The 15,625-nt window shown below is 62.7% G+C and carries 14 protein-coding genes and 1 tRNA gene; 9 read left to right on the top strand and 6 right to left on the bottom strand.

Annotated elements, in window-relative coordinates; genetic code table 11:
• Positions 1–30: 30 nt before the first annotated feature.
• On the bottom strand, positions 31–1,167 hold the full coding sequence (locus RMR13_RS04970) for a DUF2786 domain-containing protein (protein WP_310599532.1): 1,137 nt from the start codon (positions 1,165–1,167) through the stop codon (positions 31–33).
• Position 1,168: 1 nt separating this feature from the next.
• On the bottom strand, positions 1,169–2,428 hold the full coding sequence (locus RMR13_RS04965) for a M48 family metallopeptidase (RefSeq protein WP_310599531.1): 1,260 nt from the start codon (positions 2,426–2,428) through the stop codon (positions 1,169–1,171).
• Positions 2,429–2,656: 228 nt separating this feature from the next.
• Here RMR13_RS04965 and RMR13_RS04960 point away from each other — a divergent pair, with 228 nt between their 5' ends.
• The 3 genes from RMR13_RS04960 to RMR13_RS04950 all read left to right on the top strand — a co-directional run bounded on the left by RMR13_RS04960 (position 2,657) and on the right by RMR13_RS04950 (position 5,999).
• Positions 2,657–3,349: an arginine N-succinyltransferase gene (locus tag RMR13_RS04960; RefSeq protein WP_310599530.1), complete on the top strand. Its 693-nt coding sequence runs from the start codon at positions 2,657–2,659 to the stop codon at positions 3,347–3,349.
• A 101-nt stretch (positions 3,350–3,450) separates the two neighbouring features.
• Positions 3,451–5,145 carry a 2-oxoacid:acceptor oxidoreductase subunit alpha gene (locus tag RMR13_RS04955; RefSeq protein ID WP_310599579.1) on the top strand — a complete coding sequence of 565 codons (1,695 nt, stop codon included), beginning with the start codon at positions 3,451–3,453 and terminating at the stop codon, positions 5,143–5,145.
• A complete protein-coding gene (locus RMR13_RS04950) occupies positions 5,142–5,999 on the top strand; it encodes a thiamine pyrophosphate-dependent enzyme (RefSeq protein ID WP_310599529.1) in 858 nt (285 codons plus the stop codon). Before RMR13_RS04955 ends, RMR13_RS04950 begins: the two co-directional genes overlap by 4 nt.
• A 118-nt stretch (positions 6,000–6,117) precedes the next feature.
• Here the strand turns inward: RMR13_RS04950 and RMR13_RS04945 are convergent, their stop codons facing one another.
• The gene (locus RMR13_RS04945) at positions 6,118–6,429 is read right to left on the bottom strand and encodes a hypothetical protein (RefSeq protein ID WP_310599528.1); all 312 of its coding nucleotides are present in this window, start codon (positions 6,427–6,429) and stop codon (positions 6,118–6,120) included.
• A 302-nt stretch (positions 6,430–6,731) separates the two neighbouring features.
• Entirely contained in the window at positions 6,732–7,361 is a 630-nt protein-coding gene (locus RMR13_RS04940; protein ID WP_310599527.1) for an SGNH/GDSL hydrolase family protein, read from the bottom strand.
• Positions 7,362–7,674: 313 nt separating this feature from the next.
• On the opposite strand from RMR13_RS04940, the gene RMR13_RS04935 reads away from it, so the two are divergent.
• The 6 genes from RMR13_RS04935 to RMR13_RS04910 all read left to right on the top strand — a co-directional run bounded on the left by RMR13_RS04935 (position 7,675) and on the right by RMR13_RS04910 (position 14,367).
• Positions 7,675–9,108, top strand: a complete 1,434-nt coding sequence (locus RMR13_RS04935) for a sigma-54 dependent transcriptional regulator (protein ID WP_310599526.1) — start codon at positions 7,675–7,677, stop codon at positions 9,106–9,108.
• A gap of 459 nt (positions 9,109–9,567) precedes the next feature.
• On the top strand, positions 9,568–10,026 hold the full coding sequence (locus RMR13_RS04930) for an SH3 domain-containing protein (protein ID WP_310599525.1): 459 nt from the start codon (positions 9,568–9,570) through the stop codon (positions 10,024–10,026).
• Between the two features lie 61 nt (positions 10,027–10,087).
• The gene (locus RMR13_RS04925; RefSeq protein WP_310599524.1) at positions 10,088–10,753 is read left to right on the top strand and encodes a DUF5752 family protein; all 666 of its coding nucleotides are present in this window, start codon (positions 10,088–10,090) and stop codon (positions 10,751–10,753) included.
• On the top strand, positions 10,750–11,985 hold the full coding sequence (locus RMR13_RS04920; protein WP_310599523.1) for a glycosyltransferase: 1,236 nt from the start codon (positions 10,750–10,752) through the stop codon (positions 11,983–11,985). Before RMR13_RS04925 ends, RMR13_RS04920 begins: the two co-directional genes overlap by 4 nt.
• Entirely contained in the window at positions 11,982–12,785 is an 804-nt protein-coding gene (otsB, locus tag RMR13_RS04915; RefSeq protein ID WP_310599522.1) for a trehalose-phosphatase, read from the top strand. The genes RMR13_RS04920 and otsB overlap by 4 nt, the downstream gene beginning before the upstream one ends.
• 13 nt (positions 12,786–12,798) lie before the next feature.
• Complete coding sequence (locus tag RMR13_RS04910) at positions 12,799–14,367, top strand: trehalose-6-phosphate synthase (RefSeq protein WP_310599521.1); 1,569 nt, start codon at positions 12,799–12,801, stop codon at positions 14,365–14,367.
• A gap of 243 nt (positions 14,368–14,610) precedes the next feature.
• Here the strand turns inward: RMR13_RS04910 and RMR13_RS04905 are convergent, their stop codons facing one another.
• Both RMR13_RS04905 and RMR13_RS04900 read right to left on the bottom strand, forming a co-directional pair.
• A complete protein-coding gene (locus tag RMR13_RS04905; RefSeq protein ID WP_409070260.1) occupies positions 14,611–15,003 on the bottom strand; it encodes a YgiW/YdeI family stress tolerance OB fold protein in 393 nt (130 codons plus the stop codon).
• Between the two features lie 440 nt (positions 15,004–15,443).
• Positions 15,444–15,520 (bottom strand) — tRNA-Met (locus RMR13_RS04900).
• Positions 15,521–15,625: the final 105 nt, after the last annotated feature.

Here is a 15,625-nt window from a genome sequence, read left to right as displayed (position 1 = left end):
TGGCGCGCGGTGGCGCCGCAGGCCCGGCGCTTAAGTCAGCAACAAGGGGTCTTCCTGCTCGCCGTCCGTCATGGGCCGCCGCAGGACGATCTTGCGGCCCGCGGCCACCGCCTCCTGGTAGGCGGCCCGGTCCATGCTGCCGCCCTGCTTCCGCATCCGCCGCAGCCGGGGAAAACGGAAGGCCACGAAGGCCTCCAGCCGCTCCTGTTGGCGCAGGGTCGGCAGCTCCCGGTCCTGCCGGCCCTGCTGGCAAATCGGCTGGGGCTCGGCCGGCTCGGTAGCCGGACGCCGGGACCGCTCTAGGGTTTCCCGGAACCCGGCCAACAGGCCGAGGAAATAGCTCTTCCTGGCGATACGGCCGTGGTCGGCAAATTCCCGGCGGTGGCGCTGCCACAAGGTGTGCAGCCGGTTCTCGAGGAAATGGTAGCAGTGTTCGGCAACGGCCACCTCCTCCTCGCGGCCCAGCAGCTCGATGGTCTTGAAGGAGCAATCGGCCTGCGGGTCGTAGAGCGAGGCGCAGATCACCCGCACCCCGAAGCACCCCTCGAGGATGGCGCAGATCGCCTTGCGGTACATGGCCAGGGTCCGGCCGCCGGTGTTGATCGTCCGATGCACCAATTCCTGGTCCTCGGCCAGGCCGTCGAAATCGAGCCGGTGCCGGGCAAGCAGCTCCTCGGCCCGCTGCACGGCCAGGGCCGCCTCGTGCTCGTTGTCGGAGGTGCCCAGGGCCAGCAGCTTGCGTACCTTGGCGATAATCTGCCGCCCCTTTTCGGTGGAGGCCGAGCCTGCGTCCAGGGCGGCGATGCCCTCGGCCAGGTCGCCGCTGGCCCGGTGAAAGGGGGCGTCGAGCCCGAGTTGCAGGCAGCATTCGCGAAACAGCGCGCCATGGCCGGCATCCTCCCGGTCGTGGAGTTCGCTGCACATTTGATGGGCCATCTCGTGCTTGAGCACCTGGAGGGTGACATTCCAGGGGTGGCGGCCGATCAGGACCGGGCTGAGGGCCAGGCGCCGGTCAACGGCCGACCAGCTGCCCAGCTGCCGTTCGCCGCCGCCGATGGCGAGCACCGGCAGGCGTAGGGCGATGCCGTACTGGTAGCAGATGTCGCGGTGTTCCCGCGCCAGCTGGCTCAGCCAGGCGGTATGGAGGCGGCTGTCCACCAGAGCCACGTCAGCGGTCCGGCTGGGCGGCGGTCCGCCGCAAGGCTTCGATCCTGGCCAGGATCGGGGGATGGCTGTAATTGAGCGCCACGTGCAGGGGGTGCGGGGTCAGGTTGCTCAGATTGCTGACGCTCAGCCGCTTGAGCCCGCCGATCAGGTGCTCGCCGCCAACGCCGGCGCCGCCGGTCCGGGCGGCGAACCGGTCGGCCTGGTATTCGTTGCGGCGGGAAAAGGCGTTGAAGCCGATGGCCAGGATGGTCGAGATCGGGGAATAGAGAAAGCCGAAAAAGACCAGGGAGGCGTAAATCGAGACCTGCTCCATGCCAAAGGCGGCGAACAGCCCCGGATTTTCGAGGAAGCGGGAGAGGATGAAGAACATGATCCCCATCTGAGCGACGGAGAGCGCCATCATCGTCGGGATATGCTTGAGTTTGTAGTGCCCCATTTCGTGGGCGAGCACGGCCACGATCTCGTTGGCGGCGAGTTGCTTCATGAGGGTGTCGAAAAAGACGATGCGCCGGAAGCGGCCGAAGCCGGTGAAAAAGGCGTTGGCCCTGGTGGAGCGCTTGGAGCCGTCCATGGTGTAGATGCCTTGGATGGCAAAGCGCTGGGCCGCCGCATAACGGGTGATCGCCTCCTTGAGCTCGCCCTCGGCCAGGGGGGTGAATTTATTGAACAGCGGCATGATCACCACCGGCGCCAGGAACTGGACCACCAGGATGAAGGCCACCGCCGCCACCCAGCAGTAGAGCCAGGCTTGCGGCCCGCTGGTCTCGAAAAACCAGAGGATGGCGGCCAGCAGCGGCCCGCCGAGCAATACGCCGAGCAGCACCCCCTTGACCGTATCCAAAAGAAAGGTGGCCACGGTGGTGGTGTTGAAACCGAACCGCTGCTCGATGACAAAGGTCGAATAGGCGGAAAAGGGCAGGTTGAGCAGGCCGGCGAGCACGGCCAGCATCCCGGTGAACGCAAGGCCGGTGGGAATCGACGAAAAGCCGAAGCTCCGGGCCGCCACATCGACCAGATTGAACCCGCCGGCAAGGATGAAGGTCAGAGTGGCCAGCAGACCCACCGTCGACTGGACCAGGGAGAACCGGGTGTTGACCCGGGTGTATTCCTGGGAGCGGGCGTACTTGTCGCGGTCGTACACCCCGGCGAATTCGTCCGGCAGCACCGGGTTGAGCGAACGGAGGTTGAGCAGGGCCACGGTCAGTTCGAGCAGGTAGCCGAGCAGGAGAATCGCCAGAATAAAAATGAGATAACCGTTCATCGCCGTCAAAAGCCCATGGGAGTGTCGGGGAGCGCTGTTGCTGGAAGTGCGAAGCACATACAGGAGATTGGCCGGCCGTGCAAGGCAATAATTGCCCCCTGTCCGTATCGATTTGTTTTTTTGTCGGTTCCGGGGAAAAATCATCGCCATAAAGGCGGCGTTTGACAGCGGCCCGGAGGTACCGTATAGAGGAGAGGAAACAGAAAAAAATACGTGCCCGGAGGCGACATGGAAAACGATCCCCCGAAAAAAACGTCCGGCCTGTCCGGAGCCAAGGTGGCCGGCATTGTGATCCTGGCCATGCTGGTTACCATGGTGGGCACGGTATTCATTGTCAAGAGCTGGCTCTTTCCCAGCCCATTCGAACCGGTGGTGCTCAGCAAGGCCGAAGAGCAGCAACTGGAACGCAAGCTGGAGCGCTTCGAGCGGCTCGGCGACCGCCAGGTGCGGCACGGCGGGGAGCAACGGCCGCGGGAAATGCCGACGGCCGAGGACCTGACCCCCGAACCCTACAGCGAAAAAGGCGCTTCCCGCGAGATCCGGCTGAGCGAGCGGGAGATCAACGGCATGATCGCCCAAAATACCGATCTGGCCACCCGGCTGGTGGTCGATTTCGCCAACGACCTGGTCAGCGCCAAGCTGCTCATCCCGCTCGATCCGGATTTTCCCGTCATGGGCGGCAGGATTCTTAAGGTCAGGGCCGGAGCCGAACTGGCCTTCCGCAACAGCCGGCCGGTGGTCATCCTCCGCGGCCTGTCGGTGATGGGCGTTCCCCTGCCCAACGCCTGGCTCGGCGGCCTGAAAAACATCGACCTGATCCAGGAATTCGGCACCGACCCCGGTTTCTGGAAGAGTTTTGCCGACGGGGTCGAAACCATCGAAATCCGCGACGGCAGCCTGCGGGTCGTGCTGAAGGAGTAGCGCCCGCCCTTTTTGCGCCGGGGAAACGGGGAATGACGCCCGTTTCGCCCGCCCGGCGTGCCCGGCATCCACTGCCCTCACCCCCACCAGGAGGTCCCTTGATGCTTTCAGCTCCATCCAGCGAAGTGAATGTGGTTCTCGGCGGCGAGGCCGGCCACGGCCTGCAGACCGTCGGCCTGGTCCTGGCACGCGCCGCGGTCGCCGGCGGACTCCACCTCATGGTGGTCAACGAATTCATGTCGCGCATCCGCGGCGGCAGCAATTCGACCTACCTGCGGCTCTCGCCCCAACCGGTGCGCGCCTTTTCCGACCGGGTGGACTGCTGCGTCCTGTTCGACCGGGACGCCCTCGACCGCCTGAGCGGGCGCTGCACCGCCACCACCCTGCTAGTCGGCGACCCGGAGGTGTTCGGCCAACGGCCCGACATCCTCCCCCTGCCCCTGCGCGAACTCGGGGTCCGGGCCGGAGGCGCCCTGTTGGCCAACAGTGTGGTCTGCGGCTTTCTGGTCCGCCTGCTCGGTTGGGAGATGGCACCGCTGCAAACGGCCCTGCGCCGGACCTTCGCCGAGGACGATATCCTGGCCCAAAACCTGGAGGCGGCCCGGAGCGGCTGGGAAGCCGGAGCGGCCGAGCACGGCCGTTTCGCCCTGCCCACCCGGTCCGCGCCCACCGGCCGGCGGCTGCTGCTCGACGGCTCCCAATCCGTGGCCTTGGGGACCCTGGCCGGGGGCTGCACCTTTGTCTCGTCCTACCCGATGTCGCCGGCCACCGGGGTGCTGGTCCATCTGGCCAAACAGGCCGGGGTCCATGGCCTGGTGGTCGAACAGGCGGAAGACGAGATCAGCGCGATCAACATGGGGCTCGGTGCCTGGTATGCCGGCGCCCAGGCCCTGGTCACCACCTCCGGCGGCGGCTTTGACCTGATGGCCGAGGGCATGAGCCTGTGCGGCGCGATCGAGTCGCCCCTGGTCGTCCACCTGGCCCAGCGGCCCGGCCCCGGCACCGGCCTGCCGACCCGCACCGAACAGGGCGACCTGGAAATCGCCCGCTATTCGGGCCACGGCGAATTTCCCCGCGCCATCCTCGCCCCCGGCTCTCCGGAGGAGGCCTTTGCCTGCGCCGCCCACGCCTTTGCCATGGCCGATGCCAGCCAATCGCCGGTCATCGTGCTGACCGACCAATACCTGCTCGATTCGCTCTGCGACCTCGATCCCCCGCCGCTGCCGGCAACGCCGCCAACGGCCCGCATTGTCGCCACCGCTCCGGATTACCGGCGTTACGCCCCCGGCCCGGACGGTATCTCGCCGCGCGGCATTCCGGGCCATGGCGCCGGGCTGGTCTGCGTCGATAGCGACGAGCACGACGAAGAAGGCCGGATCACCGAGGAGTTCGCGGTGCGGACCGCCATGGTCGACAAGCGCCTGGCCAAATTCCGGCCCTTGCGGCACGAGCTGGCCCTGCCGCCTAGCCTGCACGGTCCGGCCGATTACCGACGACTGTTGATCGCCTGGGGCTCCACCGGGCCGGCGATCGTTGAGGCCCTGGCACGCGTTCCGCTAGCACGGACCGCCTTGCTCCACTGTGTGCAGATCTACCCGCTGCCTGCGGTACTGGACCGATATCTGCGACGGGCCGAGCGGATCATCGTCATCGAGAACAACGCCACCGGCCAGTTCGCCCGGCTACTGCGGGGCGAAACCGGCTGCGGTATCGCGGATCAATGGCTCAAGTACAACGGCCTGCCCTTCAGCGTCGAGGAAATCACAGCCCTGCTGCGCAAGGAGGAACAACGATGAGCGCCCATTCCTGGATTCGCCGGGGTTGCGATGTCGCCTGGTGCCCCGGCTGCGGTAACCACGGCATCCTGAAGCTGGTCGGTGAAACCCTGGCCGAACTGGCCCTCGACCCGCAACGGACCGTGCTGGTTTCCGGCATCGGCCAGGCGGCCAAACTGCCGCAATATTGCAATGTCCACTACTTCAACGGACTGCACGGCCGCGCCCTGCCGCCGGCCACCGCCATCAAGACCAGCAATCCCGGCCTGACGGTGATCGCCGAAAGCGGGGACGGCGACATGTACGGCGAAGGCGGCAACCATTTTCTTCACTGCATCCGCCGTAATCCCGACCTGACCAACATTGTCCACAACAACATGGTCTACGGCCTGACCAAAGGCCAGGCCTCGCCAACCAGCCAACGCGGTTTCGTCACCCCGCTGCAGGTCGGCGGGGTGATCCTGGAGCCGTTCAATCCCCTGGCGGTGGCCATCGCCCTGGGCGCCTCGTTCGTCGCCCGCGTCTATGTCGGCCAAGCGGAGCACGCCCGTACCGTCCTGCGGGCGGCGATCCGCCACCACGGCTATGCCCTGGTCGATGTGCTCCAGCCCTGCGTCACCTTCAACAAACACAACACCTACCCATGGTTCGCGGCCCACACCGCTCCTTTGCCGGAGGATCACGATCCCGCCGACCGGATCCAGGCCTTTGCCCGCGCCTGCGAGGAAGAACCGCTGCGCCTCGGCATTTTTTATCGGCAGGAAAAACCGGTCTTCGAAGAACAGCTCGCGGCCTATGCCGGCGATACGCGGCCGCTGTACGAACGCCGGGTCGATCTCGCCAAGCTGGCCGAAACCATGGATGCGATGGGATAAGCCCGCTGGTTCGACACAAAAAAGCCGCGACCGATATTCGGCCGCGGCTTTTTTGTGCGTTGGTTTTCCCGCCGAGGCAGCATCGGCCAAGGCCGGTGCTCTTGCCCTTGGCGATGGGTCAGCAGCAGGCTTCCACCGGCCTCATGCTCCGATACCTGGCATACAGGTCGTGGACGCGCCGACGCAGGTTACTGATCCTCCGGGAATCCTCGTTGGTGAGCCAGCGGGGTTCGCTGATCGAATAGATCATCTTGGTCAATTCGTCGAGGTTGTGTTCGGTGGCCAAGCACCATTCATCGGTGCAGAGGCTTTCCATTTCAACGGTTTCGTCGATGTCGCCCTCCAGCAAACCGATCGAGTGCTCCAAATTGCTCATGAATTCGCGATGGGCCATGGCAAACGACGCCATCATCTCGTTCTGACGCTTCATGATTTCCTCCCACGGCGCGGCCCGGCGCCGTCAACCGATTCATCTCATTATTACAATCGCCGTTGCGGCGAAGAACATCTGGCTTCAAGCCGAAAAGCACGCGAACGCCGTCTGGTTCGCGCCATGCAAATTGGCGGCTTCCCGACACTTCAACTATAGGAACGAAGCGATTGCTTTCAAGTGAGAGCTTTTCTCAAAAAAGGTAAATATAAGCAGAACAACAAGCCGGTCGTGACACCGTCCCGGCTCGGAGAGCTGAGGTGGCGACCGTTTTCGGTCGGCGTTTGCCCGGCTGTTGTGCATCAGGCCAAAAGGTTTCCGACGGCCTCGGCCACCGCGCGCCCCAGTTTGCGATGCTCTTCCTTCTCAAGATGGATTCCGTCCAGCGGGCTGGAGACCACCACCTGGGCGGTGTCCAGAAAGGCGCAGCCCAATTCCTGGGCCAGAAGGCCAAAGTGCGCGGAAAACTTGCGCGATTTTTCCGCCGCGCCCGCAAACATTTCCGCATAGGCGGCCAGCGGTGCCAACGGCGGCGGCGCCAGCAGCAGCACCCGGGGCGGCCGTCCCTGCCGGCCGGTCTGGCTGCCCTGCACCACCCGCACCAACACCCCCGCGCCCTGGGCAACATCGTAGGCCGAAAGGCTGAACCGCTGCTTGAGGTCGTTGGTCCCCAGCAGCAGCACGACCGCATCCAGCGGCCGATGCGATTCCAGGCAGGGAATCAGGTAGTCGCGCCCGTTCTTGTAGCCTTCGATGGGATCGTCCCAGACCGTGGTCCGGCCGCCCAGGCCCTCCTCGATCACCTCCCAGCCCTGCCCCAGCGCCCGTTCCAGCACCCTTGGCCAGCGGGTTGTTTCGTCGAAGCGGTCCATGGTCACCGGATCGTAGCCCCAGGTGTTCGAATCGCCATAGCACAGGATGCGCCGGATCATGTTGTCCTCCTTTTGCGGAATCGAGCCGGGACGCTCCATGGCGGCCGGCCGCCCTGCCCCGTTTCCGGTTCTTCCGGCCACATAAACAGAGCCGGGCCGCAAAAGCAATGCCCTGTTCCTCCTCATCTTTCCCGAAAATTGGCCCTCCCGCCATCGCGGGGCGGAATACCGTTGACGTTGCCAAGCACTTTTGCATAGATTAACCCGATTATCCGGAGCGCATCGCAGCGCCGTGCCGTGCCCCGGCCGGACGGCCTTGCCGATTTGCCGATTGCCGCTGTCCGTTGCTTTCCCTCATGTTCCCCAGGACTGCATGTCGAAAATACTGATCATTGACACCCAGGAATCGTTTGTTGCCGTCCTGGCCAAGGAAATCGTCCACGCCGGCCATCAGGCGGTGACCGCGCGGACCCTGCTTCAGGGCCTGGAACTGGCGACCGCCAGTCCTTTTGACGTCATCTTTCTCAATGCCGAGATGCCGGACGGCAACAGCATGGCCGTCCTGCCCGAGCTGATCGACACCCCTTCCCTGCCCGAGGTGATCATTCTCGCCGATGCGGGCGATGCCGACCAGGCCGAAAATGCCATCAAGATGGGTGCCTGGGATTACGTGGAACGCCCCGGAACCGCCCGGGCCATGACCCTGCCCCTGGTCAGGGCCATGCAATACCGGGCCAAGAAAATCCTCAAGCAGCCCCATACCACCCTCAACGAGGAAACACTCAAGGACATCGTCGGCAACAGCCTCCAGATGAAACGCTGTCTGGACCGGCTCGCCCTGTCCGCGGGCAGCGACGCCAATGTGCTCATCACCGGCGAAACCGGGACCGGCAAGGAACTGTTCGCCTGGGCGATCCACAACAACAGCCGCCGCGCGGGCCAGCGATTCGTGGTGGTCGACTGTGCCGCCCTGCCCGAAACCCTGGTCGAGAGCATCCTGTTCGGATACGAACGGGGGGCCTTCACCGGTGCCGACAAGAGCCAGAGCGGCCTGGTCAAACGGGCCGACGGCGGCACCCTTTTTCTCGACGAAGTGGGGGAATTGCCCCTTTCCGTGCAGAAATCCTTCTTGCGGGTCCTGCAGGAGCACAAATTCCGCCAGGTGGGTGGGGGCACGGTGCTGCGCAGCGATTTCCGCCTGATCGCCGCCACCAACCGCAACCTCGACACCATGGTCCAGCGGCACCGCTTCCGCAAGGATTTGCTGTTTCGTCTGCGGTCCTTTACCATGGAGCTGCCCTCCCTGCGCCATCGCATCGAGGACGTCCCCCTCATCGCCGCCCATCACGTCGACAAGCTCTGCCAGAGCTACGGCTTGAACGGCAAATCGTTCTCCCCCGATTTCTTCGAGGTGCTTGGCCGCTACGAGTGGCCGGGCAATGTACGCGAGCTGGTCAATGCCCTGGAGCGGGCCGTTTCCGCTGCCCGGCACGAACCGGTCCTTTTTCCCAAGCACCTGCCGATCTATATCCGGGTGCATCTGGCCCGGGCTTCGGTCGAGCAGGGCCAGGCCGTCGCCGAACTGCCCCTGGTCCGCGGCGACGGCGTCAACGCCCCGGCCCTGCCCCGGCTGGTCGAAGCGCGGGAGGTCACTATCGCCCAATTCGAGCAACGCTATTTGCGGGAATTGCTGACCCTGGCCGACAACATGGAGGAGGCCTGCGCCATTTCCGGATTATCCCGTTCCCGCCTGTACGCCCTGCTAAAAAAACACAATCTGCCCCCCTCCTTTCGCCTGCCGGCCTGAACCGGCACCGATTCCCCCCAGACAGGACAATTCCTGCCCAAGAAGACAAAGTATTGCAAAACAGGACAACCTCAACCGGCCTCCTGCCCGGTGGCCGGAGAGCTCCCGCATGCGGCACCTTTGTCGCCACGCGCAGCCATTCCCGGCGCCACCGCTCAAAACTAATTGAAATAACGTACCATTATCCCTTGAAGATTTACCGCCCTGCCCCCTGTCGCGGGGAACGGACGCCCGCACAATCCTGACAGCCGCCACCGGGCAAGGACCTGGAACGATTGTTGGAAACATATCTTTCACGGCCGCCAAGGTAACACCGCCGCCTTCCCCTGCGGAAGGGGATGCGTGGGTTGTGCTGGCGGCGGCCGATCTACGCCAGGGACCGTGGCCAAACCATGCCGCCCCTCCCTCTCCAGTCGCGTCAACTCACGATTTTCGTGCATCGTCAACAAGGGACACTCCATGATCAACAGACCGTTTTCCATTTTTTCTACCGGCTTCTTTCTCTCCGCGCTGCTTGTCTGCGGCATCACCTCGGCCGAGGCGAAAAGCATTGCCAAGGACCAGGTCAACATCCGCGAAAAGCCCGACCTGAACAGCGCGATTCTGTATACGGCACCTCTGGGCTATCCGATCGAAATCAAAAAAGAAGAGAAAGGCTGGGTGTATTTCCACGATTGGCTGGACAACAGCGGCTGGGTGCACAAGCCGCTGGTTTCGGATATCGACACTGCGGTGATTCTCGTGGAAAAGGCCAATATCCGCGGGTCGGCCTCGGCGAACGCCAACGTGGTGGCCCGCGCCGAGCAGGGCGAAATCTACACCATCCTCGCCAAGGAAGGCGACTGGGTTAAGCTGGGGTACTACCAGAGCGGCACCGCCGTCGGCTGGATCCGCAACGACCTGGTCTTTGGCGACTGAGCGTCGACCGGTGCCATCGCGAGCGGCACCGTCCGTCTTTTTCCAACCTCCGGAGGCCCACATGGAACTGCCGTTTCTGATCAAGGATTGCACCCTCATCGCCGTCGCCACCGGTGAAGAGGCGCACAATCTGCGCGAATTCAGCGACCGGCTGAAAACCATCCACTCCGGTTGCATCTATTATCATTTCTGGGGCGGCATGCTCCGCCCCCATTTCGACGAACCTGAATATCCCAATGATTTCGCCGCCTGGGCCTGGAGGGGCCTCCATGACAAACGGCTGGCCGAACGGCTGGCGATCGTCGATCCCAGCCAGTACCGCGCAATCGAGGAGTTGCGCCAGGAGCTGGTCGAGGTCATCGAGGAACGGCTGGCGGAAAGCGAATGGATCCCCTGGGCGCGCTCCAACCAGCGTTTCAAGTTCATCCGCTCGCAGATCGTGGTCTTCGACACCGGCAAGCGGATCGTTCACCCACAGGAGATGCCCTCCCAGATCGCCGGCCTCTCGCCGGGCTCGGTGTTCTATCATTTCATCGACGCCCGGCGGCGAACCGCAAGCGGACGCAGCGACTTCGCCGAATGGCTGCACGCAATCGACGCGGAGGAATATGCCGAACTGATCCGCCAACTCAATGCCATCGACCCCTACTTCACCACCCTGCCCGATCTCAGGCGGGAGGTGGCATTGGTCTTTCAGCCCCTGCATGCGGAAGGAGCACCACCATGACGGCCATTCTCGACGGATACACGCCCATTGTCGGCGACGCGGTCATTGACCATCTCCGGCAACTCGCCGCGCCGTTGAAAGGATTGCGGGTTGTGCACGTCAACTCGACCCGGGAGGGTGGCGGCGTGGCCGAGATCCTCAACTGGCTGGTACCCTTCAAACAAGAGCTGGGGCTTGAGGTCAGTTGGGAGGTCATCACCGGGGATGCGGGTTTCTATCAATGTACCAAGGGTTTCCACAACGGCCTGCAGGGCAGTTCCGTGACCATTCCCCCCATGCTGCTGCGGGCCTACGAACAGACCAACGCCGACAACGCCGAACGGTTGAGACCGATGCTGGAGGAGGCGGATTTTGTCTTCATCCACGACCCTCAGCCCGCACCGCTGCTCCGGCTCTGTCCCAACCGCAAGGGAAAATGGATATGGCGTTGCCATATCGACCTCAGCAGGCCGTACCGGGTGGTGTGGAAATATCTGCGGGAATTTGTCGCCGGCTACGATGCCTCCATCTGGTCGCTGGCGGATTTTGTCCAGCCCCTGCCGCATCCGCTCTACCTGATCGCCCCTAGCATCGATCCCCTCAGCCAGAAAAACCGGGAGTTGTATCCCGGCGAGGTCGAGGCCGTCTTCGACCGGTACGGGCTTGATCCCGAACTGCCGCTGATCACCCAGGTTTCCCGGTTCGACCGGTTCAAGGATCCGCTGGGGGTCATCGAGGCCTATCGGCTGGTCAAGAAGTTCACGCCGGTGCAACTGGTGCTGGCCGGCGGCGGAGCGGCCGACGATCCGGAGGGCGAGGAGGTACTGCGCGAAGTGCGGCACGCGGCCGGCGACGACCCGAACATCCACATTCTGCTGCTGCCGGCCGATGCCCATCGGGAAATCAACGCCCTGCAGCGGGCTTCGACCATCTGCCTGCAAAAATCCGTCAAGGAGGGTTTCGGCCTCACCGTGACCGAGGCCCTCTGGAAAGGCAAGCCGGTGATCGGCGGCGACACGGGCGGCATCCGCCTGCAGGTGGTCAACCATCACACCGGTTTTCTGGTCAGCACCCCGGAAGGAGCGGCCCTGCGCATCCGCTACCTGCTCAAGCACCGGGATCAACTGGAAATCATGGGCCGCAAGGCCAGATCGCTGGTGCTCGACAATTTCCTGGTTACCCGGCACCTGCGGGAATACCTCACCCTGATGTTCGCAACCATGCATCCGGGAACGGATCGGATCGAACTATGATCAAAAGCCATGGCAACGACGACTTCGCGTTTGCTGACATTCCGAATTTCTGGCGGCAGGTCCGCAATGCCACCTCTCGATTCCTCGGCCTGGACTACGATGGTACTTTGGCGCCGTTTGCAATCGAGCCCATACACGCACATCCCCTCCCCGGTGTTGCGGACCTGCTCCGGAATCTAGCCGCCTCGGGCACGACCGAAATCGCCATTATTTCCGGCCGGCCGGCGCATGAAGTGGCTGCCTTGCTCGGCGACCCGCCCCTGACCATCGTCGGCAGCCACGGCTTCGAGTGGTGGCCGCCCAATGGCGACAAGCAAACCCACCGCCCCACCCAAATTCAGGAACGCGGTCTCGACACTATCCGCGATGCCTTGATGCGATGCCGCTACGGCCAGAAAGTGGAAACCAAGGTTGCCTCCATCGCCATGCACACCAGGGGAATGGCTCCGAAGTCCGCCTCGGTCCTGGAGCGAGAAACCGTGGCCAAATGGGGATTTTGGGCCATGCAGCACGAACTGGAATGGCGCATGTTCAACGGGGGAGTCGAGGTGCGCTGCCTGGGGTGGAACAAGGGCGATGCGTTCGTCAAACTGCTTGGTTCCCAACCTAAGGATACGCTGGCGGTTTATCTCGGCGACGACGATACCGACGAAGATGCCTTTGCCGTCCTGCGCGACCGCGGCATCGGCATCAAAGTGGGGGATTCCGGCAAGCCGACCGCTGCCCGGGCACATCTTACGGACTGCTCGGCCGTGGTCGATTTTCTGCAAACGTGGCTCAGGGCCACGGCATCCACCTGACACGGATATTTCCATGAAAGCAACGCGCCTGACCGTGGTGTCCAACCGTCTGGCCATTGCGGTCGACCAGCAGCAAAAGGGACAGTGGACCATCAGGCCCGGTTCCGGTGGGCTGGTGACCGCCCTGGGTCCGGTCCTTCGCGACCGTGGCGGCCAATGGATCGGCTGGACGGGCGCCGGCGGGCAAGCCCCGATCGACGCGGCATTCCTGGACGAATTGCTGGCCAACGGATCGCGCGAAACCGGCTACACGTTGCGCCCCGTGCACCTCACCGCCGATGAAGTCCAGAAGTATTACCACGGCTTCTCCAACGAAATCCTCTGGCCCCTGTTTCACGATCTCCCCAGCCGCTGCAATTTCGACCCCACGTACTGGCAGGTCTATGACCGCGTCAACGTCAAGTTCGCCCAGGCGGTCGCGGCCCACACCAATGGCGAGGATTACGTCTGGGTGCACGACTATCACCTGATTCTGGTCGCGCACTACCTGAAAACCATCGGCGTCGAACGGCGGACAGGCTTCTTCCTGCACATTCCGTTTCCGCCCCTTGACGGATTCATCAAGCTGCCGTGGCGTTTCCAGATCCTCCATGCCCTGCTCCGCTATGACTTGGTGGGTTTCCAGACCATGCGCGACCGCCGCAATTTCATGGATTGCGTCCGCATGCTGATGCCACAGGCGCGGATAACCGGCCACCGGCATATTGCCCACTGCCTGACCCCGGAGCAAGAGGTGCTGATAGGCGCTTTCCCTATTTCCATCGATTTCAAGCAGTTCGCGGAAGCCGCCGCATCAGAGGAGGTGCAGGAACATGCCTGGATCATCCATGCCAATCTGCCGGAACGACAATTGGTTCTGGGGGTCGACCGTCTCGACTACACCAAGGGGATCCCGCTTCGATTGCAGGCGTTTGCCAATGCTTTGGAACGGTATCCCGAACTGCGGGGCAAGGTCACCTTGGTCCAGGTGGTGGTGCCCAGCCGCGAGGAGGTACCGGAATATGAGGCGCTCAAACGGGAAATCGAGCGCCTGGTGGGAGAGATCAACGGCCGCTTCAATCAAGTGGAATGGACCCCCATCCACTACATTTACCGATCGCTGAGCCAAAAGGAACTGCTGGCCTACTATCGTACCTGCGAAATAGCCTTGATCACGCCGCTCAAGGACGGCATGAATCTGGTGGCAAAGGAATTTTGCGCCTGCTCCATCGACAACAACGGGGTGCTCATTCTCAGCGAATTCGCCGGGGCGGCGGCCCAACTCCACAGCGGCGCCTTACTGGTCAACCCCTTCGATATCGTTGGGACCGGCGATGCCATTCGGCGCGCCTGCTTCATGGATGAGGGCAGTCGGCGCAACCGGATGGCCAAAATGCGCCGATCCATCCAGCGTCACGATATTTTCCAGTGGGTCAACGCCTTTCTCCGCACCGGCATTCACAAGGATCTCGATCAATTTCCCAGGGCTGAGCTCTTCCTGCCCACGGCCGAGCAGTGCGGATCCCACGGCAAGCTTGAAGATCCGCTGAGCGGTGGTCGGCCGCAGCAGCCGGGCTCTTCCCTGGCCCCCCCCCTCTCCTGACGCCTCATCATTTTTTCGCAAGATCAGAGCCAAATCCGTGTCTCCGCGCTCTGAACACATTGGAGCACAGACAACAGAGCGGAGGCGGGCATCTGTGCCCGCCTCCGACCAGAGAGAAAATATCTTTCCGCATGCCGATCGTTCGAAACTGTCAGGGAAAAGCCGAACTGAAGACTGCGATTCGGGCAAGCGGCAAATGGCCGAGACGACCTTGCTCGCTCGGCCGCGAGAGCGGACGCGCCCCTATTGCTTGATCAGCCGTTTTACATCTATCTCCACGCTGTTCCAATCCTTGTCCACTTCGCCGTCGATCTTGACCGTATCCGCCGGGCCGACGATTTGCCCGTTCCAGATGTCATGATCGATATCCACACGAATGGTTCCGCTGTCATCCTTAAACAGATAGGTGTCGCCGCCAATGTGCTGGATAATATTCCCGCGCAAACTGACAGGCACGTCATCGCGCAAATTCTGCACCTGGTCAACCGTGCTGAGCGCCGGTCCAGGACCGGAGAAACCGCCCGCAACCTGCTTGTTGTTGTCGCTAAAACCACCCTGTTGTCCTGATTGGGCGGCAGATAAAGAATTACTCCCCATCAATAAACCAAAAGCCAATACCACCGAAACAAAGGGCAGCAGTGTTCCCACTCTCGATTCGATTGCTGGCGATTGCGTCTTCATCATAGTTTTTCCTCCAATGGTTGCAGATATGTTTTTGGCCTCTTCTCACCAAGCAACAATCGGACCACTTATCCCGACCGCCCAGCGAACTCCGACAGCATACGACGGCTTGCCGCATGCAAACCGTGCTACGGACCCAAATTGCCATTCCCCGCAGCAGCTCTTGGGCGACACAAGCCATCGGGGCGTAAAAACCTAAACCAGTCGACAGGGGACAAGCATTCAAGGGTAACCGCTCAGATACCATGATCGCCGGCTAAACCCAGAACGCCAGTTTGAGCCCTTGCCTTCCCAGCGCCAGGATTTCCCCGGCAAGCCTGGGAAACAAAAAAACCCGTAATCCTGGCAGGATTACGGGTTTCCTATATGTCGCCGGACAACTCCGGACTTAGAAATGGTGGCGATGCAGGGACTTGAACCCCGGACACTACGGATATGAGCCGTATGCTCTAACCGACTGAGCTACATCGCCAGTATCTAAAAAAGCCGGGTGGCTTGAACGCGGCAATATTCTAGATTTCCCCTTGTTTGTCAACAAGAAAACTCCCTGGCGACAGGCCCGGGTTTCCACGGGACA

Source organism: Desulfobulbus sp. (assembly GCF_031547805.1).
Lineage (GTDB): Bacteria > Desulfobacterota > Desulfobulbia > Desulfobulbales > Desulfobulbaceae > Desulfobulbus.
The sequence above is the reverse complement of the archived record's forward strand: the minus strand, read 5'-3'. Positions and strand labels throughout refer to the sequence as shown.